Here is a 22,181-nt window from a genome sequence, read left to right on the forward strand (position 1 = left end):
GACGCATGGATGTCAGTCCGCAGGGGCTTGCCTTCATTGCCCGGCACGAAGGCTTTGTCGGCCGGGCCTATCTTGACCCGGCCGGGGTGCCGACCATCGGCTATGGCTTCACCGAAGGCTCGCGCGTGTTCCGCAGCTGGTGGCAGGCGCAAGGCCATGCCGGCCTGGCGCCGGGCCAGACCATCGATCCGATTGCGGCGCTGACGCTGCTGCGCAAGCTGCTGGATCACGAATATGGGCCAATGGTCACAGCAGCGCTTGGCGCCTTGCCGCAGCCTGTCTTCGATGCGGTGGTGTCCGTTGTCTACAATCTCGGGCCGAGGGCATTGGGCTGGCGCTGGGCCAAGGCGCTGAAGGCGGGTGACCTTGGCCGGGCTGCCGAACTGCTGGCACGCACGGGGACGAAGGCGGGCGGGCGGGTTCTGCCGGGGCTGGTCACGCGCCGCAGGGACGAGGCGGAGCTGATCCAGGACGGCACCTATGGCTTTGCGCCCGATACGCCGGCGCAAACGGATCCTGACGTGAAGATCGCCCAAGGCCATCTGCGGCTGCTTGGCTATCGACCGGGCCCCGTCGATGGGATCGAGGGCCCGCGGACGCGGCTGGCGACGCTGCGGTTTCAGTCCGACCATCCGCCGCTTGCCCCGGATGGCACGCTGGGACCTGCCACGCGCGCGACGCTCGCCCGCACTGTTGCCGCGCGCAAGGGGCTTGCCGGATGCAGCGCGGGCGGGGCGGTGGCTGCTGGCAGCGCTGCAGCTCACGGCCATGCGCTGTGGACCTGTCTGCTGATTGCCGGCGGCGTGCTGGCGCTGGCCGGACTTGGCTTTCTGGCCTGGCACTATCGCGGGCGCATCGCTCTCGAACTCGCGCGGTGGCGCGGGGAAACCGTTCAATCACAACAGGAGAAGCTGTCATGAGTGGATGGAAGACACTGATGTTCAATGGTGGGCTGGGACTGGCGGTTCTGGTTGGCCAGGTGCTGGACCAGCTCTCGGTCGTGGACTGGGATGCCGTGCTGCCGCCGGAATGGGGGCCGGTCGCGCTTGTCATTGTCGGTGTGGTCAATGTCCTGCTTCGGCATGTGACCACGGGACCCGCCGGATGGCGCGGTCAGGTTTCCGAGTGAGCGAAAATCGACAGGCGCTGAATGGCTCCTGACAGAAGGCTGTCAGGAGGGGGGAGATAGGGTTCAGCCGTTCCTTCCCCCTCCTGATGGAGACTGACATGAGCGCATCCACCACTTCCGCCCCCCGCAACAGCGTCGTCTGGTTCGAGATCCCGGTTCCTGATCTCGACAAGGCCGTTGCCTTCTACAATGACGTGCTGCAGGTCCAGCTGATCCGCGAGAACATGGACGGCATGGAAATGGCCAAGTTCCCGGTCGCGGATGAAATGAACATGCCCTCCGGTCATCTGTCTCTTGGCACGCCGGCTCCGGCAGGCCAGGGTGGCGTGATCCATCTGCTGTGCCCGGACGCGCTGGAAGACGGCATGGAACGGCTGGCCAAGGCAGGTGGAAAGGTGTTGTCCGATCCGATCAGCATTCCGTTCGGACGTTTCACCTATTGTCAGGATCCGTTCGGCAATGGCATTGGGCTCTATGTCGAGACCGGCACGAGGTAAGACCACATGCGCCGCGCGGATCGCCTGTTCCAGATCGTCCAGCACCTGCGCGGCGGGCGGCTGGTGCGTGCGGCGCAACTGGCCGAATGGCTGGAAGTGTCCGAGCGCACCATCTATCGCGACATTGCGGATCTTCAGGCGTCGGGCGTCCCCGTTGAGGGGGCGGCCGGCGTCGGCTATGTCATGCGCTCCGGCTTCGACCTGCCGCCTTTGATGTTCACCCGCGACGAGATTGTGGCGCTGGTGGCCGGCGCAAGGCTGGTCAGTGCCTGGGGCGGCGCAGCCATGGCACGGGCGGCGGCAGAAGCCCTGATCAAGATCGAGGCGGTCTTGCCGGAAAAGATCGCCTCCCGGCCCGGCGGTATCCAGATCCATGCGGTGGCGCCGGAGATGACTGCCGAGGTCCGGGCGCATCTCGATGTCATCGAAGGAGCGGTCGACCGGCGCGAGCGGCTCGACCTTGCCTATCGGGATGGCGAGGGCGCTGCGAGCAGCCGGATCGTACGGCCATTGGGCCTGTGGTTCTGGGGCAAGGTCTGGACGCTGGTTGCCTGGTGCGAATTGCGGCAGGACTTCCGGATGTTCCGGATCGACCGGATTGCAGGTCTTGAAGCAACCGGCGAGACATTCCGGCTGGAACGTGGCCGGACCCTGGCTGATTTCTACCGGATGATCGAGCACGTCGGCCCATCCGGCCGCTGAGGAAGGCCGGGACTGTTCATGTCCCATTCAGGCGCCAGGGCCTAAGTCTGTCGGCAAGTTCAAACACGCCAGTCCGGGACCTGACCATGATGCGCCTTTTCCTCGTTCTTGCCCTTGTTGTTGCCAGCGGCTTTTCGGCCAACGCGGCTTGCTTGTCTCAGTCGGAAGCACAGCAAGTGGTTGCAAGTGGCAACGCTCAGTCGCTTGGCAGTGTTGCGGCAAGCGTCCAGGGGGAAATAGTCCGGGCGCAGCTGTGCGAAGAAGGGGGGCGGTATGTCTACCAGCTCTCCGTGCTGAAAAATGGCCAGGTCACAACGGTGGTTGTCGACGCCAGCCGCTGAATTTTGCCATGATCGCGCGCAAAACAGCAATGTGAGTCGATTTGCCAGGGCTTTTGTGGCGAGAGCGGAACCGCAGAATTTTTTCTGTCGGTTTGTTTTCGTGCAAGTCCGGCCGCAAGACTGATCCCCATTTTTTGCTGGAGTTGCTCTGGCCAACCTGGATTTTTCCATGCGCATTCTGATTGTCGAGGACGACAAGGACCTGAACCGCCAGCTCAACGACGCACTGACACAAGCAGGCTATGTCGTTGACCGGACCTATGACGGTGAGGAGGGGCATTTCCTCGGCGACACCGAGCCCTATGACGCAGTCGTGCTGGATCTCGGCCTGCCGAAGCTCGACGGGTTGTCAGTGCTGGAGAAATGGCGGCGCGCCGGACGCGTGATGCCGGTGCTGATCCTCACCGCACGTGACCGCTGGTCCGACAAGGTGGCCGGCATCGATGCCGGCGCTGATGACTATGTCGCCAAGCCCTTCCACATGGAAGAAGTTCTGGCGCGGGTTCGCGCGCTGGTGCGGCGGGCGGCCGGGCATGCCTCGAACGAAATCGAATGCGGTGAACTGCGTCTGGATCTGCGCGCAGGCCGGGTAACGGTTGCCGGGATGCAGGTTAAGCTGACGTCGCATGAATACCGTTTGCTGGCTTATCTGATGCATCACCGGGGCAAGGTGATCTCGCGGACCGAACTGGTCGAACATCTGTATGATCAGGATTTCGACCGTGATTCCAATACGGTCGAGGTGTTCGTGGGGCGTTTGCGCAAGAAGCTGGGCGGCGACTATATCGAGACAGTGCGCGGCCTCGGTTACCGGATCGGGGAGCCGACGTGAGCGCCGCAAACCGGCCAGCCCGTCGCCGGTCGCTGGCGGCGCGGCTCGTTCTGGTCGCGTCACTTTGGTCTGTCGCGGCACTGGCGGTCGCCGGCTTTATTCTGGTGGAACTGTTTCGCGATACGGTGGAGCGTGGTCTCGACAGTCAGCTGGAAGTCTACCAGAAGGCCATCATCGGGGCGATGGCGCCAAGCGATGGCAAGACCATCAACCGGCCGGAAAATCTGGGCGAGCCGCGCTTCTCCCTGCCGCTGTCTGGTTGGTACTGGACTATCGCGGACTGGCCGGAGTGGAAGCTGGTATATGCGTCCGGGAGCTTGGTTGGTGATCCGCTGCTGGTCCCGCCGCTCGCGTTCGGGCAGCGCACAGGCGGCGGCTTTGCGACCGGTCCCGGCGGCGAAGAATTACGGGTTTCCCAGCGGATCATCAGCTTTGATGGCGAGTCCTACCTGATTGCCGTCGGCGGCAAGACCGAGGGCCTGCGCAAGGATCTGGCCGCCTTCACCGAGCAGGTGGTGCTGACCCTTTCGGTGTTCGGCATTGGCCTGATTGCGGCAATCTTCGTGCAGGTGCGTTTCGGCTTGCTGCCGATCCGCCGGATGCAGCAGTCGCTCGCAGCTGTCCGGGATGGCGAGGCGGAGCAGATCGACGAGAATGTACCGCGCGAACTGGCTCCCCTCGCCATTGAACTCAACGCCCTGATCCGCTCCAATGCGGAGATCGTGGAACGGGCCCGTACCCATGTCGGCAATCTGGCCCATGCCCTGAAGACCCCGCTCAGCGTCATCTCGAACGAGGCGAGTGTCAGTGGTGGTGATGCCTTTGCCCAGAAAGTGGCCGAACAGGCGCAACTGATGCGCACCCAGGTGGATCACCATCTGGAACGGGCGCGTCAGGCAGCGCAGCGGCGGGTCATCGGCGTGGCGACACCGGTCGAGCCGGCGCTGGCGCGGCTGATGCGGGCCATGTCCCGCATCCACGGCGATCGGGGGCTGACCTTCAGCGCCGAAATGGATCCGGCTGTCCGGTTCAGGGGCGAGCAGCAGGATCTGGAGGAACTGGCCGGAAACCTGATCGACAATGCTTGCAAATGGGCAAGGACGCGCGTCGACCTCAAGGTTGCCGTGATTGCGTCAGCTCCCGACGAGCGGGCCCTTCTGGAAATCCTTGTCGAAGATGATGGGCCGGGCCTGACCGAAGAGCAGCGGCGCGAGGCGGTCAAGCGCGGCAGGCGGCTGGACGAGAGCGTGCCGGGCACAGGCCTCGGCCTGTCGATTGTCGCCGATCTTGCCGCTCTCTATGGCGGCCGGTTCGAGCTGTCGGCTGCGGAAATCGGCGGACTGCGGGCACGTTTGGTCTTGCCGGCAGCCGTGGGATAAGTGCGAGACGGACGTGGGAAATGTGACAGGGATCACGACAGTGCGCATTGCATTGCGGTATCGTCACATCAAGTGATTGGCCAAAGTGTTGCTGTTGCTTGAGGAAAGCACGACAAGAAGGGATGCTGTTTTGGATATTGCCTGCAGCCGGGCAACGAAACGGCCCAGTTCGGCCATAAAGTGAGACTAAATTTACCAAGGTGATGAAGCATGGTTCTCTGGTCGGCGCCACGGCGCCAATCGGGAGAACCTGGGTGTCAGACCAGTATGCGCCCGGCGATGGAGTGCCAGATGCGGTGGATGGGAATAACGATGGTGCTGGCCGTTTCGGTCGGGCTGTCCGCATGCGGTTCGGTGGGCGACACTGGCGGCAGCGGGGCCGGGCTCTGGGGCACCGCGTTCGGTCAATCCGAGAAATCCCTGGCCGAAGCTGAAGCCAATGCCGCCATCAACCAGTTGCTGGACGGCACCCCGCAGCTCGGGCTTGAGACCAGTGATCGCAAAGTTGCCGCCGAAGCCCAGAAGCAGGCGCTGGCCACTCCCGGCTCGGGCGGGACCGTACGATGGGACAATCCGCGCACAGGTCGCGCCGGTGAGGTGCGCCTCGGGCCCCGCTATCAGGTCAACAAGACCGAATGCCGTGCGCTCACCCATTCGGTGACCTCGAAGGACACGCCGGTTCCAGTGGTCGCGCGCTCAACAACCTGCGCTGATGACAAGGGGATCTGGCGTCCGATCAGCTGATGGAGACGGCTTCAGGTCTGCAAGACAGCAAGGCGCGCCGGGTCGGTGCGCCTTTTTTGTCATCGGCAATCGTTAAAATGTGACGGACTGGGGCAAGTGTCTGGAAAGAATTGCTTAAGTTCCTGAATGTTAGACAGGAACATACCTGCCACGGCAGACCCAAGCAAAGATGACAGACCAAGCGCTCCTGACCGACAAGATCCAGTCCTACCTGATGGCCCTTTCGCCAAGGGCTGTCGGCACGCTGGTCCGAGGTCTCGAACGGGCACGTCAGTCTGGCAAGGGCGATCCGCATGTGGAGTTGATCCTGGCGGCATCCGCAGCCCTGCTGCGCGGCGAGGCGCTCGACCGGAGTGCGCCGCGTGACGATCGACCGCTGCCGACCGCGACGCGCCGCGGGCATCTGGAGCGCCTGTTTTTCTCGCCGCTCGATACATTCCTGGTCAATGAACATCTGCCACGCAAGCAGGAAGGGCGCGTCTACCGGCCCTATCTGAACGAAATCTGGCAGTGGTTGGAGCGGGATCTCCTGCCGGCAGAGATCCGTCAGGCAAGACAGGACCTCCAAGAACCGCACTCTGATGATGACAAGGCCCATGAGCGCGTTGCGGCGCTGCGCAAGATGGCGACGCAGGCCCTTGCCGAAGCCATGGCACGGGCCAACGATTCGGATCGCGAACGGCGGCGGCTCAGCATGGTCCTGGGCGGAGACCGTGCCTTTGCCGACCTGCAGGACGTCACGAAGCTGTTTCTTGCCGAACCCTGGCTGACACGGTTTCTCGACCGCATGCCGACGAGCTTGACCGAACGTCGGTTGAAGCAGGACACTGATGTCCTGACCCTGGTCGAGGCCCATGCCCGCAAGCATCCCGACTATATTGCGATGCTGGCCGCGACCGTGCTGGACCGGGCGGACGCGCCCTGGAGCCTGGGCACCTTTGCGACCCGTCTGGCCGGGACAAACAAGGCACGTGATCTCAGCCGCAGCCCGTTTGCCCCCTTCATGGATGTTGTCATCTCGGAAGCCGAGCGCCTGAGCATCCTGGCCCGCAGCCAGCGGGACAATCCGGATCCGGTCGCGTTTTCGGAGGCTGTGTCAGGCTATGCCAACCTGATGCGCGGCCTTGAGTTCGACATGGACCTGAGCGGGGCCGATGCCTGGCGAGGCCGACTTTCCGAGACCCGCCGCGAGATGTCACAGATCGTGACCAGCGAGTTGCAGACCGCAAGCGGAGCGGTCCGCCGGGCCCTGGCAGTGCCGAAGGTTGACCGGGATGGGCGCTGGAAAGCCGATAGCCATGCCCTGGATGATGCTGTGCGGACCTTGAGAGTGCTGGCCATGGCGCGAGGGACCGCAGAAACTCTGGCCATCAACGACGTCAGCAAGCGGACCCGGCAGACGGTCGAGCAGACACTTGAGATCATCACCAGGTCGCTTCTGTCTGACTTTGCCAAGCAAAAAGGCGCATCGCGCGCGGCGCATCTGTCCGCAATCGACGCGGCGATCCTTTTGTCCGAGGTCTATTTCGGGCCGGACTACGCCGGACAACTCCGTCGCAGCCGGCAGTCCGCCCTTGCTGCGGTCGAAGCAAGCAGCGCGGCCTGACCGGGCAATGTCGTAAATTCACGCGCGACCCAAGGTCACACACTTGGCAGTGGTCAGGGTGGGGTCTCCCACCTTATATGTCATTCCATGACACTCTGGATCCTGTTCGCCCTGATGACCGGCCTTGCGGCCCTCTCCATTCTCGTCCCGCTGCGCCGTGGCGGTGACCCGCTGACAGCGGCCTCTGCCAACCGGGCGGCTGATGAGGCCGTCTACATGGCACAACTCGACGAGATTGACCGTGATCTTCAGCGGGGGCTTGTGGATGCGGCGCAAGCCGACGCAGCCCGAACCGAAATCGCGCGACGTCTTCTGGCCGCACACCGGCAGAACAAGGGCGAGACCAGAACGGTCGGGACGCGAGCTGCTAAATTCGTACAACTCTTGGCATCGCTGCTGCTGCCGGCGGCAGCTCTGGGGCTGTATCTTTGGCTCGGATCGCCGCATCAGCCCGACCAGCCACTGGAGGCCCGTCTTCAGTCCGATCCGCAAGGCCAGCCGGTCGATGTGCTGGTCGCCCGCGTCGAGCGGCATCTTGCTGCCAATCCGCAGGATGGTCAGGGCTGGGAGGTTTTGGCCCCGGTGTACATGAGCCTTGGCAGACCCCAGGATGCGGCGCAGGCCTATGCCAATGCCATCCGCCTCAACGGGGCGAGTGAACCGCGCGAATCGAGTTACGGCGAAGCACTTGTCGTTGCTGCCGAAGGGCTTGTGACAGCAGAGGCACGCGCGGCGTTTGACCGGGCAGTGAAACTAGACCCGGCGGCGCCCAAGCCCAGGTTCTTCCTCGCCCTCGCTCTCGGACAAGAAGGCAAGCGTGAGGAAGCTATCGCTGCCTGGAGGAGCTTGCTGGAGGGTGCAGACCCGCGCGCAATCTGGGTGCCTGCTGCCGAGCAGGAACTGGCGCAACTCGAAGGCAGGCTGCCCGCGAGCCTGCAGCCACCCCGTGGTCCGGCTGCTGCAGATGTCGAGGCGGCGGCCGCCCTGAGTGAGGGTGACCGGAACGACATGATCCGGTCCATGGTCGACGGACTGAAGACCCGGCTTGAGACAGAGGGCGGTTCGGCGGAAGACTGGCTTCGGCTGATCCGGGCACAGGCAGTGATGGGGGACAAGGACGCCGCCCGGGCAAGTGCCGCGGGCGCGCGGGAGGCGCTGCAGGATGACGCTGCTGCGCTCGATGCCTTAAACAGGGCTGAGGCTGACAATGGTCTCGGCTCGTAGGCCGGACCTGAGATAACAACTGAGACGGTGGCCAATGCCGGCCGCCGGTCACGCAAGAGGGATGCGGGACGCGACATGACACGAAAGCAACGCCGGCTGACGCTGATCGGGGCCGCTGCCGTGGTACTGGCCTCGGCAGCAGGCCTGATCCTCTACGCGCTCAATGATCAGATCGTCTTTTTCCAGACGCCGACCGATGTGGTCGCCAAGCAGATCCCGTCCGGCCAGCGCATTCGCCTCGGCGGCCTGGTGGAAGAGGGGTCAATCGAGCGGTCCGAGGATGCAAAGGTCAGTTTCCGGGTGACGGATACGGCGAATACGGTGCCCGTCACCTATGTCGGTATCCTTCCCGACCTGTTCCGCGAGGGGCAGGGCGTGGTGACTGAAGGCATTGTCGGTCCTGACGGGATCTTTCGGGCCGATAGTGTGCTCGCCAAGCATGACGAGAACTATGTGCCCAAGGAAGTCGCGGACGCGCTGAAGGCGCAAGGCGTCTGGAAGGGTGACGACACCACAGCCCAGTGAGCCCGGACGTTTTGCAGCTCTAAGGGCAGCGAAGCGACTTGGCCTGCATTCTTCTTGCGCCTTGCGGCAGAAGGCGCCGCTCCACAAGGGGCAAATGCGCGTTATAACCGGACAAAACCACCGGACGAGGGACCGATGATCGTAGAGACAGGACATTTCGCGCTGGTGCTGGCCTTCGTGCTGGCGCTGATCCAGTCCGTAGTTCCGGTCTGGGGCGCTGTCACGGACGACAGGCGGCTGATGCAGACGGCCGCACCGGTCGCCAATGTTCTGTTTGTGCTGGTCACCTTGTCCTTCGCAGCCTTGACCTGGGCTTATCTTGCCTCCGACTTTTCGGTGGTGAATGTCTGGGAGAACTCACACTCGGCCAAGCCGCTGATTTTCAAGATCTCGGGGGTCTGGGGAAACCACGAAGGCTCGATGCTGCTGTGGGTGCTGATTCTGGTGATGTTCGGCAGTCTTGTGGCGCTGTTCAGCGGGAACGTGCCGGCGCAACTCAGGGCGGCTGTCCTGGGTGTGCAAGGCTGGATCACGGCTGCCTTTCTCCTGTTCGTTCTGGCAACGTCCAATCCCTTCGAGCGGATCGTGAATGCTCCGATCGAGGGCAATGACCTTAATCCCCTGCTGCAGGACATCGGCCTCGCGATCCATCCGCCGCTGCTGTATCTCGGATATGTCGGCTTCTCGATAACGTTCTCCTTCGCCGTCGCGGCCCTGATCCTCGGCCGTATCGACGCTGCCTGGGCGCGCTGGGTACGTCCCTGGGCCCTGCTGGCCTGGGTGTTCCTGACCCTCGGAATCTCGATGGGCTCCTACTGGGCCTATTATGAACTCGGCTGGGGCGGCTGGTGGTTCTGGGATCCGGTCGAGAACGCCTCGTTCATGCCCTGGCTCGCCGGAACAGCCCTGCTGCACTCCGCCATCGTGATGGAGAAGCGCGAGGCGCTGAAGGTCTGGACAGTCCTTCTGGCTATTTTCACCTTCTCACTGTCGTTGCTCGGCACGTTCCTGGTGCGCTCGGGCGTCTTGACGAGCGTTCATGCCTTTGCGGTCGACCCGGAGCGGGGGCTGTTCATTCTCGTCATCCTCTGCATCTTCATTGGCGGATCCTTCACGCTTTACGCCTGGCGGGCACCTTTGTTGAAACAGGGGGGGCTGTTCGCCCCAATCAGCCGCGAAGGGGCGCTGGTCCTCAACAACCTGTTCCTGACGGCTGCGACGGTCTCCGTGCTGGTCGGCACTCTTTATCCGCTGGCCCTCGAAGCTGTGACTGGCGAGAAGATTTCGGTCGGCGCGCCGTTTTTCAACCTCACCTTCGGGCCGTTGATGATCCCGTTGTTGCTCGCTGTGCCCTTCGGACCGCTGCTGGCCTGGAAGCGCGGCGATCTTCTGGCAGCGACACAACGGCTCTATGCCGCCTTCGGCTTGGCCCTTGTAGCAGCGCTTGCCGTGTTCTGGCTCTGGGGCATGAAACAGGTTCTCGCACCGATCGGCGTTGGTCTTGCTGTCTGGATCATGGCGGGCTCGATTGCCGAACTGGTGACACGCACAAGGATCGGCGAGGTCGGTCTGTCGCGCGGGCTTTCCCGTCTTGTCGGGCTGCCACGCTCGGCCTTCGGAACAACGCTCGGGCATTTTGGTATCGGCGTGACGCTGCTCGGAATCGTTATGTCGAGTGCGTTCCAGACCGAACTCGTGCGCACCGTTCGTCCGGGGGACACGTTTGATGTGGCCGACTACCAACTGTCATTTTCAGGCCTTGCGCCGCGCCAGGGACCGAACTTCACCGAACAGGTCGGGCACTTCACAGTGCGTCAGGGCGGCACCGAGGTCGGTGTGCTTGATCCGTCGAAGCGGCTCTATCAGGCCCGCGGCATGCCAACCACCGAGGCGGCGATCCTGACCTTCGGGTTCTCGCAGCTCTACGTGTCGCTTGGCGAGACGCGGGCTGACGGTGCTGCCGACATCCGGGCCTACTACAAGCCGATGATCACGCTGATTTGGCTCGGGACGCTGGTGATGTCCATTGGGGGGATCATCTCGATCACCGACCGCCGCTTGCGGGTTGGTGCGCCCAAGCCCGCCCGGGCGAAGATTGCCGGACTAAGCCCCGCCGAATGAAGGACCCTGGCATGCCCCTCCTGGCCCGATTTGGCTTTCTGCTTCTGCTTCTGCCCGCGCTGCTGATGCCGGTTGCCTCGGCACAGGCACTGGCACCCGACGAAGTGCTGCAGGATGCGGCACTGGAAAAGCGGGCGCGCGCGCTTTCGACAGAACTGCGCTGCATGGTCTGCCAGAACCAGTCGATCGACGACAGCGATGCGCCTCTTGCCAAGGACCTCAGGGTTCTGGTGCGTGAACGGCTGGTTGCCGGTGACACGGATGCACAGGTGGTTGACTACCTGGTCTCGCGTTACGGCGAGTTTGTGCTGCTGAAGCCGCGGATGGCCTGGCACACGCTTGCGCTCTGGATTGCTGGTCCGCTGGCTCTGGTTGCGGGGCTCGCAACGGTCATCGTGGCCTTGCGGCGTCGGCGCGAGGGCGCAGCGGCGTTGGCTTCTTCAGGCGCTGGCCTGACTGCTGCGGAGAAAGCCGAACTGGATCGGATCCTCAACGCGGATGGTGCGAAGGACTAGCTGAGCGGGCTCTGATCAGGCCGCCGTCGCCATCGTCGTCAGCCGCACCTTGATAAAGCGCATTGTCCGCTGTGCTTCGACGACTGAAAGGATACGAAATTCTCCAACCCATGTGTCGACAATGGCCGGGTTGGATTTAAGCTGACGTGCACGGGCCTTGCACAGGGCTCCGAAGGCTGTTTCGCCTATGTCCAGGGCGCGGCACAACACGGCAATTGCTTCGATATCCTGTCGGACCATGACATTGCGGACGAATTTTTCGTCGACGGTGCTCAACTGGGCGAGCAGATATGACAGGTCATAGAGATCGTTGGCCAGGCTGTACTCGATGACAACCTGGTCAAGAGAGCGATGCCCGTCGCGGATGTCCTTGAGGGCGACCTTGGTGTTGAGCCGGGCCTTACGTCTTTCGATCTTGGAATCGTCGACCAACAGGCTGGCTTCCCGGAACAGGTCACGGGCGACACGTTCATTGTTTTCAAAAATGTGGCGCAGCTTGGCCTGCCGGTCTTCCGGCAGCATGGCCAGGAGTTTTTCGAAGTTGGCCTTGTTTAGGTCGTGACGCTCGGTGAGGGACTCGCGCAAGGTGGTATCGGCTTCGGCCAGCTTGATCAGGAGGCGTCCGCCCCAGTCGGAAAGCTCGGCGCTTGTATTGGCTGCAACCGACCTGCGCACCGGCTGTTCGCCGCGCTCAAGGAGGACGTCGGTCACGCGAGCCTGCAGGGCATCGCGTTTCGAGATTGCCAACAGATGATCCTGTCCCTTGGTTTTGGCCAGGGTGTAAAGGTCATCATCGGTCAAAACCGGAGAGTTTTCCAGAATCGGGGCCGCGACGATGGCCGTATCGTTGGCGAGCTTGAGTACCAGCTCGCGCGGTGTGGTCTCGATAGACCCGATCTGTTGTGACAGCATGCTTCGACCATCGACATCGACGACATCAAGCAGGTTCGTCAGCACGTCGTTGAAGAGCGCCAACTCTTCATTCGTGTAGCGTTCAGCGCCATCGACAAAGAGCGTTGCAACGTGCCCCATCAGTTCACGTCGTTTGTCGCTGCTGCTTTCGCGCGCCAGATCGACCAAAGATGCCAGCATGTCCGCCCCAAGTATCAAGTTCGAAACTGTCCCTAAGGGACGAAGATAAGTGTGAAGCCTTTACAGAGCGATAAGGGGCTCAAGTAAACTGGCGGGTATCTCGGAAAAAATGGTATCGGACTTGTGATTTATTGCAATGTCGTGGCTAAAGGTAACATTACAAAGGATTAATCCGCCTGACAGGCGGCTGTAAGGAGGCGCTCTCCATATTGGTGGTGAAGGACGAGGGATATGTCCCCGCGTGTCCCCGTCCGGTTCTGTTTTGCTCCAGACCTCCAAGGAGAGCTTTATGACCGCTACCGCCACCGCACCCCGCAAATTCCTTGGCTCACGCCGCTCGCACCTGCTTGCCGGTGCCATTGTGCTCGGACTGGCCGGTGTCCTCAGTGCCCAGACCATCCTGCCAGGGCAGCCGGCCTTTGCCGAAGCTGTTCGGGTGCAGAGTGCTGCGCCGGCAGACTTCTCGCAGGTTGTCACCGCTGTGCAGCCGGCCGTCGTCAGCGTCCGTGTCAAGCAGGCGCCTGAGCCCCAGATGATGAACTTCGGCAACCGTGGCCAGCAAGGCTTCGGCATCCCCGGCCTCGACGCGCTGCCTGAGGGACATCCGTTGCAGCGGTTCTTCGAGCGCAAGGGTGAAGGCCAGCGTGGCCAACAGCGCGGTGAGCCGAAGGCCTATGGCATGTCGCAAGGCTCAGGCTTCTTCATCAGCGATGATGGCTATGTCGTCACAAATCATCATGTGATCGACAAGGGAACCGAGTTCACCGTCATCGACAACGAGGGCAATGAACTGGAGGCCCGCCTGATCGGCGCCGATCCACGGACGGACCTTGCGCTGTTGAAAGTCGAGGGCGACAAGCCGTTTACATACGTCCGCTTTGCTGATGACGCCCCGGCTGTGGGTGAGTGGGTTGTCGCTATCGGCAACCCCTTCGGCCTTGGCGGTACGGTCACGGCGGGCATCGTGTCGGCACGCGGCCGTGACATTGGCGCTGGTCCTTATGACGATTTCATCCAGATCGACGCACCCGTGAACCGCGGCAACTCCGGTGGTCCCGCCTTCAACATGAAAGGCGAAGTGATCGGCGTGAACGCAGCGATCTTCTCGCCCTCCGGTGGGAATGTCGGCATTGCCTTCGCCATCCCGGCCTCAACGGCAACCGATGTGGTCGGTGATCTCAAGGATAGCGGCGCCGTGGTGCGTGGCTGGCTCGGCGTCCAGATCCAGCCCGTGACTGGCGACATAGCCGAGAGCCTTGGACTTGCCAGGGCGGAAGGTGCCATCGTCTCGGATCCCCAGAGCGGCAGCCCGGCAGACAAGGCGGGGATCAAGGCGGGCGACACAATCCTCAAGGTCGACGGCAAGCCGATCAAGGGCCCGCGTGACCTGTCGCGGATCATTGCTTCCTATGCTCCGGATACCAAGGTGAAGCTCGCCGTTTGGCGTGATGGTGCAGAGGAGAACGTGACCGTTACGCTTGGCACGCTCATTGATCCGGATGCGGTTGCGCAGGTGGCGCCGTCGGTGTCTGGAAGCACCCAGCTTGCCGATCTGGGCATCGAGGTCACCGCTGCAAAGCGCGCCGGCCTGAACGTTGACGGGGTTGTTGTCACGGCCATCGATCCCAATGGCCGGGCGGCCCAGAAAGGCCTGCGGGAAGGCGACATCATTGCCGAAGTCGCGGGCCAGAAGGTCACCTCAGCAAAGGACGTGGAGAAGGCGATTGCCAAGGCGGAAAAGGATGGCCGCAAGGCCGTGCTGATGCGTGTCTTCAGTGATGACGCCGCACGCTTCGTCGCGGTCCCGCTGGCCTGACCCAAGACCGGATCCCGACCGCCTGCCGCGCTTGACGTGTCCGCTGCCTCGGCGTCGAGGCGTGGCTGGCAGGACCCTCTTCCCGGGCAGTCCGCCCCGCACTTTTGCCCGGTGGAGCCAGGAGGGTCCGCAGTTCCCCGAAAGGGAACTGCGGACCCTATTCCATCTCCAGCCCCAACTCAGGTACAAGTGCAACATGATGCGGATTCTGATAATTGAAGACGACAAGCAGGCCTCGGCCTATCTGGCCAAGGGACTTAAGGAGGTCGGTCACATGGCCGATCAGGCTAGTGATGGCGAGGAGGGCCTGGAAATGGCCTCCGCCGGCTCCTATGACGTGCTTGTTGTCGACCGGATGCTGCCGAAGCGCGACGGGTTGTCCGTGATCCAGTCCTTGCGTAAGGCCGGCAACCATACGCCTGTCCTGATCCTTTCGGCGCTGGGGCAGGTGGATGATCGCGTTACCGGGTTGAGGGCTGGTGGAGATGACTATCTGCCCAAGCCCTTTGCGTTTACCGAACTGCTTGCGCGTATCGAAGCACTCGGCCGTCGCCCCAAGGCCGGCGTCGATGTCGAGACTGTGTACCGGGTCGCCGATCTGGAACTTGATCGGCTGGCGCATCGCTGCACCCGTGCCGGCAAGGACATCCCGCTGCAACCGCGCGAATTCCGCCTGCTGGAATACTTGATGCAGCACGCGGGGCAGGTAGTGACGCGGACCATGTTGCTGGAGAATGTCTGGGAGTATCATTTCGATCCGCAGACCAATGTCATTGACGTGCATATCTCCCGGTTGCGCTCGAAGATCGACAAGGACTTCGATAGCCCCCTCCTGCACACCGTACGCGGTGCCGGCTATACAATCCGCAATGGTGCCGGCCGTGACAGCGCTGGCTAGGCTTCTCCGCACGACGGCGTTCAAGCTTTCTCTGCTCTATCTTGCTGTCTTTACCGGGCTTTCCGGATTTCTTTTTGTCTCGATCTCGCGCAACACCGATACGCTGATGACCGAGCAGGTGGTACAGACGGTCGATGCGGAGATCGAGGGCCTTGCCGACCAATATGCCCGGGGCGGGGCGCGGGCGCTGGTTGCCGCCATCGACAGCCGCGCCAGGCGACCGGATGCCAGTCTCTACCTGTTCGTCGATTTCGCTGGAAATGTGCTGGCCGGCAATATCTCGCGGCTGCCGACGACCGTGCTGGAAGAGGCGGATGGCGGGGTCCGCCGGGTGAAATATGGCCGTGGCGATGGCGAGACCGAGCGCGAAGCCGTGGTGCGCACCTTCGAGGTGCCTGGAGGGTTCCGGCTGCTGGTCGGCCGTGATCTTGGCGAGCAGACGCGCTTCCGCGATATCCTGGCCGGAGCCCTGCGGGTCTGGCTGGTCGTGGTGGTGGTGCTTGCGCTGGTGACCTGGGCCTTTGTCAGCCGCCGCGTGCTCAAGCGCATCGATGCGATTGCAGCCTCAAGTCGCCAGATCATGGATGGAAACCTGTCGCAGCGGCTGCCGCTTGCCGGCAATGGCGACGAGTTCGATCGGTTGGCGATCAGCCTCAACGCCATGCTGGAACGCATCGAACAACTGATGCAGAACCTGCGCGATGTGACCGACAACATTGCCCACGATCTCAAGACGCCGCTGACCCGGCTGCGGACGCGGCTCGAGACGACCTTGAACGAGGCGCGCGGGGAAGCGGACCTGCGCGAAGCCATGGAAGCGACCATCGAAGACAGCGAGGGACTAATCCGTATCTTTGACGCTTTGCTGCAGATTGCCAGGGTAGAAGCGATGTCGCCAGACGGCGGCCTGCAGCCGGTGGATGTGGCGGCGATTGCCGAAGAACTGGCCGATCTCTACGCACCGGTGCTGGAGGACGAGGGCGGCAGTCTGAAGCTGGACCTGCTACCGGTTCAAACCGCATTGGGGAATCGGGAACTGATCGCACAGGCGATGGTGAACCTGATCGAGAATGCCCTGAAATACGCACGGTCCAAGAATGGACAGCCCCTGGCAATCACCGTAATGGTCAGGCAAGAGAAGGACCGGATTCTGCTGTCCGTGGCCGACAATGGCCCCGGTATCGAGGTGAAGGACCGTGACCGGGTGCTTGACCGCTTTGTTCGCCTGGAACAGAGCCGGACCGAGCCTGGCTATGGACTTGGCCTCAGTCTCGTGCGGGCCATAGCCAGGTTGCATGGCGGCACGCTGACGCTCGAGGACGCAAGGCCGGGGCTGAAGGCGCAAATTGACCTGATGGTCGCGCCGGCGGCAAAAGCGGGAGGCGAGGAAATCGATGGTACTGACAGGAGCTGAGGCGGGGGAGGGCCTGTCGTTGCACCAGCGGATCGTGATTGTGCCACTGGCGATCGATCAGGGCCGGGGGCTTGGCTTCCTTGACGATCTTGAGAGCCGGGCAAATGCCGACACGGCGCCAGAAAGCCAGCGTCTTCTGGAGCTTCTCGACCAGAACGCAAAGCTCAAGCCGTTCCTTGGCGCTGTCATGGCCAACTCGGCCTATCTGCGTGACCTGTGCCTGCTTGACCCCGCGCGGCTAGGGCGGATCATGAGCACGGATCCGGATGCCCAGATCGCCGCGATGATTGCAGCGGCGCGTGACGCCCGGGCCGACAGCGAAGCCGATCTCATGCGCGTCCTGCGCAAGCTGAAGCAGGAACTTGCCCTCTCACTTGGCCTTGCCGATATTGCCGGCGCCATCGATCTGGATGTTGTGACGCGGGCTCTTGCCGAGTTTGCCGATGCCGCTTTGACGGCAGCTATCCGCTTCTGCCTGCGCGATCTGGCAGCACGGGGACGTTTCGAGATCGCCGATCCTGACCAGCCCGAAGTGAACTCCGGCCTGATTGTCCTTGCCATGGGCAAGCACGGTGCCTTCGAGCTGAATTATTCTTCCGATATTGACCTCATCGTGCTCTTCGATCCGGCAATCACGCCGATGCGTGGTGGTGCGGAGGCTCCGGTCGAGTTTGTGCGGCTGACCAAGCGCTTCGTGAAGATCATGCAGGAGCGGACCGGCGACGGTTATGTGTTCCGAACAGACTTGCGCCTGCGGCCTGATCCGGGGGCAACGCCGGTTGCAGTCTCCGTCCCTGGTGCGCTTGCCTATTATGAGGCGCTGGGCCAGAACTGGGAGCGTGCGGCGCTGATCAAGGCCCGGCCTTGCGCCGGTGACATCAAGGCAGGTGAGGCCTTCCTGCACGAGATCGTTCCCTTCATCTGGCGCAAGTACCTTGATTTTGCAGCGATTGCCGACGTGCATTCGATCAAGCGCCAGATCCACATGCACAAGGGACACGGCAAGATCGCAGTCGCCGGGCACAACGTAAAACTCGGGCGCGGCGGCATCCGGGAGGTCGAGTTCTTTGTCCAGACACAGCAGCTGATCGCCGGCGGACGGAACCCCGATTTGCGGGGCCGCCGGACACTGGACATGCTGGAGAAGCTCGTGGCTTCCGGCTGGATTGAGGAAGAGGCGCGGACTGATCTGACTGCCGCCTACCGCTTTCTGCGTGGTGTCGAGCACCGTATCCAGATGCTGAACGACGAACAGACCCATCTCCTGCCGCAAGACGACGAGGGGCTGTTGCGCGTTGCCTATCTTTGCGGCTTTGAGACGCGGGCGGCCTTCGAGGCAAAGCTGCTGGTGTACCTGCAGAAAGTGCAGCGCCACTATGCCGACCTGTTCGAGGATGAACCTGAACTGGCGTCTGAACTCGGCAACCTGGTCTTCACCGGTGATGATGATGATCCGGACACATTGCAGACCTTGTCCGGTCTCGGGTATCGGCAACCGTCCGACGCGGCCAAGGTGATCAAGGCCTGGCATTTCGGTCGCTATCCGGCAATGCGGTCAACGAAGGCGCGGGAAAGGTTGACTGAACTTCATCCGGTCCTGATCTCGGCACTGGCCAGGACGGACAATGCAGACGCAGCTCTGCGAGCCTTCGACGCGTTCCTCGCCCGGTTGCCGGCCGGCGTGCAACTGTTTTCGTTGTTGCGGTCGAACCCGCATCTTTTGCACATGCTGGCAACGGTCATGGGCTCGGCGCCGCGTTTGGCAGAGACGGTGGCGCGGCGCGTGCATGTGCTGGACGCGGTGCTTGATCCGGCATTCTACGGCTCGATGCCCAGCCGCGAGGAATTCCGTACCGGGCTCGACCTGACGCTCGTACAGGCGCGCTCTTACGAGGAAGCCCTCGACCGGGCGCGAATTTTTGCGCAGGAGCAGCAGTTTCTCATCGGTCTGCGGCTTCTCTCGGACACCTTGAGCGGCGACCAGGTCGGTTATGCTCTGGCTCGTCTAGCAGAGGTGGTGGTCGACCGGATATTGACCCGGGTGGACGCGCATGTGGCAGAGAACCACGGCCATGTTCCCGGTGGCGACCATGCCGTGATCGCCATGGGCAAGCTGGGAGGCGAGGAGATGACGGCAACGTCCGACCTTGATCTCATTCTGCTCTACGACGTGCCGGAGGGAGTGTCCCAGTCGGATGGCGCAAGGCCGCTGGCCGTCAGCCAGTACTACATCCGCCTGACCCAGCGCCTCGTGACGGCGCTGTCGGCCCAGACGGCGGAAGGCTCGCTGTACGAGGTTGACTTCCGCCTGCGTCCGTCCGGCAACGCGGGGCCGCTGGCTACCAGCCTCACGGCCTTCGAAACCTATCAGAAATCCGAGGCCTGGACCTGGGAACACATGGCCCTGACCCGGGGCCGGGTAATTGCGGCGTCTTCAACAGCCTTTGCGGATAAAGTGACGACTTTCCTGCATGACACGCTGCGCCAGCCACGCGATCAGGCGAAGACCGCTGCCGACGTGGCTGCCATGCGGGCCCGGATCGAGAAAGAGAAGGGTACCAAGGACATCTGGGACCTGAAGCAGGTCGCCGGTGGACTGGTGGACATCGAATTCATCGCCCAGTACCTGCAACTGGTCGAGGGGCCGCGCCATCCCCAGATCCTCGCGCAGAACACGGGTGAAGTTTTGGCCCGGGCCCTCGACGCCGGTGTCATCGATCCGGATACAGCCGGAACGCTGTCCTCCGCACTGCGGCTATATCACCGGCTGACGCAAGTCATGCGAATGACGCTTGCGGGCTCGTTCAAGGTGTCCGAGGCCCCGCGCGGCGTGGTCGAGCTGTTGCTGACAGCGAGCGCTGCACCGGACCTGCGCCGCCTGGAACTGGATCTTGTTGAGACACAGCAATCGGTGCGGCAACTGTTCGAGCGTCTCGTCGGGCCAGTGGCATTGCCGGATACGCCGGACGCCGGCTGAACCCCTTCAAGCGGCGTGGGCTTCCTCAGCAAGCGGCAGGGTAAAGGTCACGGTTGTGCCCTTGCCTGGAACCGAGTTCAGGATCAAGGCGCCGCCCTGGAGCTCGACGAGCGAACGGGCAATGGCAAGACCGAGGCCAGAGCCCTTGTGCGTCTTGGTGAACTGGTTCTCGACCTGGACAAAGGGCTGAGCAAGGCGTTCGATATCGGCTTTGCGGATCCCGATACCGGTGTCCTTGATTTCGAATGTTGCCATGCCGCTGCGCTGGCTGACCGTGAGGCAAACCTGGCCGCTGTCCGGCGTGAACTTGACCCCGTTCGACAGGAGATTGAGCAGCACCTGCTTGAGCGCACGCCTGTCTGCCGCCACCACCAGCCCCTGTGGCATGCTGCAGGTTACATCGATGGATTTTTCCTGTGCCGGGGCGCGGATGATGCGGATGGCCTCGTCAATGACGGTCCCGGCGTCCAAGGCTGCAACATTCATGTCCATGCGGCCGGCTTCGATCTTCGACATGTCGAGGATGTCGTTGATCACGTTCAGCAGATAGGTGCCGCTGTCATAAATGTCGCGGCAGTATTCCGCATAGCGCTCCGAGCCGATGGGGCCGAACATTGATTTGTCCATGATGTCCGAGAAACCAATGATCGCATTCAGCGGCGTGCGCAGTTCGTGAGAGATATTGGCAAGGAATTCAGACTTGGCACGGTTGGCGTTTTCCGCGTTAGTCTTTTCCTCGGAGTATTTTTCGGCCAGTTCCACGAGCTGCTGCGCCTGCATCTCGAGCGTCTGGCGGGATTTGCGCAGGTCCGAGATGGTGGCGATCAGGCGGCGTTCGCTCTCCATCAGACGTTCCTCCTGGCGTTTCAGGGCGGTGATGTCAGTGCCGACCGACACGAAGCCGCCGTCCTTGGTCCGGCGTTCCGAGATCTGCAGCCAACGGTCATCATCCAGTTGCGCTTCGTAGCTCGCATTGGTGCCGGCAATCGGAGCGGGGCCACGGGCCGGGATGGTGGTGATGTGGGAGTTCCGCGCGGCGGCCATCACCTTGGCATATGGCGTGCCCGGCTTTACGGCATTGTCGGGCAGGTTGTGCAGCGACTGATAGTTGGAGTTGCAGATGACCAGTTCATTGTCCGAATTCCACAACACGAAGGCTTCCGAAATCGTCTCGATGGCATCGCGTAGGCGCAGGTCCGCTGTCCGGCTCTGCTCGGCCAGTTCATGTTGTTCGGTGACGTCGATGCAGATGCCGATCAGATGCGGCTCGCTGCGGCCCGGCTCTGTCTGGACCTCCCCGCGCGCCCGAAGCCAGACCCATGACCCGTTGGCGTGACGCATCCGGAACATCCGGTCGACGGTCGTCTCGCCGGAGATCAGGAGGCTTTCGGCAAGGGCATAGAGGTCAATGTCATCGCTGTGCGTCAGTTCCGAAATCTCTGAGAAGCCAAGGATATCATCCTTTGGCTCGCGTCCGAGCATGTCGTAAAGCGAGGCGGACCAGAACACGCGGCCCCTTGCGAGGTCCCAGTCGAACAGGCCGCAGCGGCCATGGGCAAGCGCCGTATCGATGCGGGCCCGCGTGGCCGCATAGATCTCATCCGCCTGTTCGGCGCGGGTGGCTTGCGAGAAGAAGCCGTAAACCAGCACCAGCAGTACGGTTGCCGTGCCGACAAACAGCGTCACATTTGCTGAAACATCGCCGCGCCATTCGGCGAAGATGTCCTTCTCCGGCTGCATCACGGCGACCATGCCAAGACGGCCGCTGAGATGATGCACGGTGGCGAGAGCGGGGTTGTCGCTGTCCTTGTTGATGGTCAGGACCCCCGCACGGGCACCGAAAACCGTCAACGGCTGCGAAGGGCCAAACACATCAGCGATCATCTGGCCTTCGAATTCGGTCTGCAACGGAGCGCTGGCGACGATCAGGCCGGTCGGATCGGTGACGAGGATGACGCGGCCTTCGCCCGTCGCGCCGGCCGGCAGAGCGTCGGCCAGGACCCGTTGCAGGGCGGAGCGATAACCGACATCCGGCAACTGGCTTTCCTCAGAGCCAACCCGGGCGGAAAGAACGGAGGCGATAAGAGAGATTTCGTCGCGTGCCTGCAGTTCGACATCTTGGTAGTCGAACGACAGCTCAAGCACGCGATAGACGGCAAGACTGGCAATGAAGACCAGGCACAGGACGGGGATCAGGCGGCGGAACAGGGGCTCGGTGCGCAGCAGGCGCTGGTAGGTCGGCTGAGCCAGCAGGCGGATGTGCCCGGTGAGCGTGCCGCTTTTCTTTCCAGCTGTAATCTGGGCAAGGCGTCGCATGGACGCGCTGCCGGCAAATGCCCGCGCCATCGGTAGAGCCCCGATTGTCTTGA

Annotated in this window: 19 protein-coding genes; 17 read left to right on the forward strand and 2 right to left on the reverse strand. The window is 62.6% G+C overall.

What is annotated here, in order from left to right:
* The first annotated feature begins 5 nt into the window (after positions 1-5).
* From C8348_RS04110 to C8348_RS04170, 13 genes are all read left to right on the forward strand, one after another.
* Positions 6-920 (forward strand): glycoside hydrolase family protein, encoded by a 915-nt coding sequence (locus C8348_RS04110; RefSeq protein WP_106751976.1) that lies wholly within the window; start codon positions 6-8, stop codon positions 918-920.
* The gene (locus C8348_RS04115) at positions 917-1,129 is read left to right on the forward strand and encodes a hypothetical protein (RefSeq protein ID WP_106751977.1); all 213 of its coding nucleotides are present in this window, start codon (positions 917-919) and stop codon (positions 1,127-1,129) included. The genes C8348_RS04110 and C8348_RS04115 overlap by 4 nt, the downstream gene beginning before the upstream one ends.
* Positions 1,130-1,227: 98 nt before the next feature.
* Complete coding sequence (locus C8348_RS04120; RefSeq protein ID WP_106751978.1) at positions 1,228-1,626, forward strand: VOC family protein; 399 nt, start codon at positions 1,228-1,230, stop codon at positions 1,624-1,626.
* A 6-nt stretch (positions 1,627-1,632) separates the two neighbouring features.
* On the forward strand, positions 1,633-2,328 hold the full coding sequence (locus tag C8348_RS04125; RefSeq protein ID WP_106751979.1) for a helix-turn-helix transcriptional regulator: 696 nt from the start codon (positions 1,633-1,635) through the stop codon (positions 2,326-2,328).
* A gap of 86 nt (positions 2,329-2,414) precedes the next feature.
* Positions 2,415-2,669, forward strand: coding sequence for a PepSY domain-containing protein (locus C8348_RS04130; protein WP_208983526.1), 255 nt, complete (start codon positions 2,415-2,417; stop codon positions 2,667-2,669).
* Positions 2,670-2,838: 169 nt separating this feature from the next.
* Entirely contained in the window at positions 2,839-3,501 is a 663-nt protein-coding gene (locus C8348_RS04135) for a response regulator transcription factor (RefSeq protein ID WP_106751980.1), read from the forward strand.
* On the forward strand, positions 3,498-4,880 hold the full coding sequence (locus C8348_RS04140; protein ID WP_106751981.1) for an ATP-binding protein: 1,383 nt from the start codon (positions 3,498-3,500) through the stop codon (positions 4,878-4,880). Before C8348_RS04135 ends, C8348_RS04140 begins: the two co-directional genes overlap by 4 nt.
* A 300-nt stretch (positions 4,881-5,180) precedes the next feature.
* On the forward strand, positions 5,181-5,624 hold the full coding sequence (locus C8348_RS04145) for a hypothetical protein (protein ID WP_208983528.1): 444 nt from the start codon (positions 5,181-5,183) through the stop codon (positions 5,622-5,624).
* Positions 5,625-5,793: 169 nt separating this feature from the next.
* On the forward strand, positions 5,794-7,230 hold the full coding sequence (locus C8348_RS04150) for a hypothetical protein (RefSeq protein ID WP_106751983.1): 1,437 nt from the start codon (positions 5,794-5,796) through the stop codon (positions 7,228-7,230).
* A gap of 87 nt (positions 7,231-7,317) precedes the next feature.
* Entirely contained in the window at positions 7,318-8,454 is a 1,137-nt protein-coding gene (ccmI, locus tag C8348_RS04155; protein ID WP_106751984.1) for a c-type cytochrome biogenesis protein CcmI, read from the forward strand.
* A gap of 75 nt (positions 8,455-8,529) precedes the next feature.
* Positions 8,530-8,979, forward strand: coding sequence for a cytochrome c maturation protein CcmE (gene ccmE, locus C8348_RS04160; RefSeq protein ID WP_106751985.1), 450 nt, complete (start codon positions 8,530-8,532; stop codon positions 8,977-8,979).
* A 135-nt stretch (positions 8,980-9,114) separates the two neighbouring features.
* Positions 9,115-11,100: a heme lyase CcmF/NrfE family subunit gene (locus C8348_RS04165; protein ID WP_106751986.1), complete on the forward strand. Its 1,986-nt coding sequence runs from the start codon at positions 9,115-9,117 to the stop codon at positions 11,098-11,100.
* An 11-nt stretch (positions 11,101-11,111) separates the two neighbouring features.
* Positions 11,112-11,615, forward strand: a complete 504-nt coding sequence (locus C8348_RS04170) for a cytochrome c-type biogenesis protein (RefSeq protein ID WP_106751987.1) — start codon at positions 11,112-11,114, stop codon at positions 11,613-11,615.
* Positions 11,616-11,630: 15 nt separating this feature from the next.
* Here the strand turns inward: C8348_RS04170 and C8348_RS04175 are convergent, their stop codons facing one another.
* A complete protein-coding gene (locus tag C8348_RS04175) occupies positions 11,631-12,707 on the reverse strand; it encodes a DUF2336 domain-containing protein (protein ID WP_208983530.1) in 1,077 nt (358 codons plus the stop codon).
* 289 nt (positions 12,708-12,996) lie between these two features.
* Here C8348_RS04175 and C8348_RS04180 point away from each other — a divergent pair, with 289 nt between their 5' ends.
* From C8348_RS04180 to C8348_RS04195, 4 genes are all read left to right on the forward strand, one after another.
* Positions 12,997-14,523: a Do family serine endopeptidase gene (locus C8348_RS04180; RefSeq protein ID WP_106751988.1), complete on the forward strand. Its 1,527-nt coding sequence runs from the start codon at positions 12,997-12,999 to the stop codon at positions 14,521-14,523.
* Between the two features lie 196 nt (positions 14,524-14,719).
* Positions 14,720-15,421 (forward strand): response regulator transcription factor, encoded by a 702-nt coding sequence (locus C8348_RS04185; protein WP_106751989.1) that lies wholly within the window; start codon positions 14,720-14,722, stop codon positions 15,419-15,421.
* Positions 15,405-16,835 carry a sensor histidine kinase gene (locus tag C8348_RS04190; protein ID WP_106752062.1) on the forward strand — a complete coding sequence of 477 codons (1,431 nt, stop codon included), beginning with the start codon at positions 15,405-15,407 and terminating at the stop codon, positions 16,833-16,835. The genes C8348_RS04185 and C8348_RS04190 overlap by 17 nt, the downstream gene beginning before the upstream one ends.
* Positions 16,816-19,812, forward strand: coding sequence for a bifunctional [glutamine synthetase] adenylyltransferase/[glutamine synthetase]-adenylyl-L-tyrosine phosphorylase (locus C8348_RS04195; protein ID WP_106751990.1), 2,997 nt, complete (start codon positions 16,816-16,818; stop codon positions 19,810-19,812). Before C8348_RS04190 ends, C8348_RS04195 begins: the two co-directional genes overlap by 20 nt.
* A gap of 6 nt (positions 19,813-19,818) precedes the next feature.
* Here C8348_RS04195 and C8348_RS04200 read toward each other — a convergent pair whose 3' ends face one another.
* Positions 19,819-22,128, reverse strand: a complete 2,310-nt coding sequence (locus C8348_RS04200; RefSeq protein WP_244293933.1) for a PAS domain-containing sensor histidine kinase — start codon at positions 22,126-22,128, stop codon at positions 19,819-19,821.
* Between the last annotated feature and the right edge of the window lie 53 nt (positions 22,129-22,181).

This window comes from Pannonibacter carbonis (genome assembly GCF_003012935.1).
Lineage (GTDB): Bacteria > Pseudomonadota > Alphaproteobacteria > Rhizobiales > Stappiaceae > Pannonibacter > Pannonibacter carbonis.

Bases quoted from the DNA above. Each gene is read 5' to 3' on its own strand.
- C8348_RS04110 (WP_106751976.1), top strand. From the start codon at position 6: ATGGATGTCAGTCCGCAGGGGCTTGCCTTCATTGCCCGGCACGAAGGC.
- C8348_RS04180 (WP_106751988.1), top strand. From the start codon at position 12,997: ATGACCGCTACCGCCACCGCACCCCGCAAATTCCTTGGCTCACGCCGC.
- C8348_RS04145 (WP_208983528.1), top strand. From the start codon at position 5,181: ATGGGAATAACGATGGTGCTGGCCGTTTCGGTCGGGCTGTCCGCATGC.
- C8348_RS04130 (WP_208983526.1), top strand. From the start codon at position 2,415: ATGATGCGCCTTTTCCTCGTTCTTGCCCTTGTTGTTGCCAGCGGCTTT.
- ccmI (WP_106751984.1), top strand. From the start codon at position 7,318: ATGACACTCTGGATCCTGTTCGCCCTGATGACCGGCCTTGCGGCCCTC.
- C8348_RS04185 (WP_106751989.1), top strand. From the start codon at position 14,720: ATGATGCGGATTCTGATAATTGAAGACGACAAGCAGGCCTCGGCCTAT.
- C8348_RS04165 (WP_106751986.1), top strand. From the start codon at position 9,115: ATGATCGTAGAGACAGGACATTTCGCGCTGGTGCTGGCCTTCGTGCTG.
- C8348_RS04135 (WP_106751980.1), top strand. From the start codon at position 2,839: ATGCGCATTCTGATTGTCGAGGACGACAAGGACCTGAACCGCCAGCTC.
- C8348_RS04200 (WP_244293933.1), bottom strand. From the start codon at position 22,128: ATGCGACGCCTTGCCCAGATTACAGCTGGAAAGAAAAGCGGCACGCTC.
- C8348_RS04115 (WP_106751977.1), top strand. From the start codon at position 917: ATGAGTGGATGGAAGACACTGATGTTCAATGGTGGGCTGGGACTGGCG.
- C8348_RS04120 (WP_106751978.1), top strand. From the start codon at position 1,228: ATGAGCGCATCCACCACTTCCGCCCCCCGCAACAGCGTCGTCTGGTTC.
- C8348_RS04170 (WP_106751987.1), top strand. From the start codon at position 11,112: ATGCCCCTCCTGGCCCGATTTGGCTTTCTGCTTCTGCTTCTGCCCGCG.
- C8348_RS04125 (WP_106751979.1), top strand. From the start codon at position 1,633: ATGCGCCGCGCGGATCGCCTGTTCCAGATCGTCCAGCACCTGCGCGGC.
- C8348_RS04150 (WP_106751983.1), top strand. From the start codon at position 5,794: ATGACAGACCAAGCGCTCCTGACCGACAAGATCCAGTCCTACCTGATG.
- C8348_RS04195 (WP_106751990.1), top strand. From the start codon at position 16,816: ATGGTACTGACAGGAGCTGAGGCGGGGGAGGGCCTGTCGTTGCACCAG.
- C8348_RS04175 (WP_208983530.1), bottom strand. From the start codon at position 12,707: ATGCTGGCATCTTTGGTCGATCTGGCGCGCGAAAGCAGCAGCGACAAA.
- ccmE (WP_106751985.1), top strand. From the start codon at position 8,530: ATGACACGAAAGCAACGCCGGCTGACGCTGATCGGGGCCGCTGCCGTG.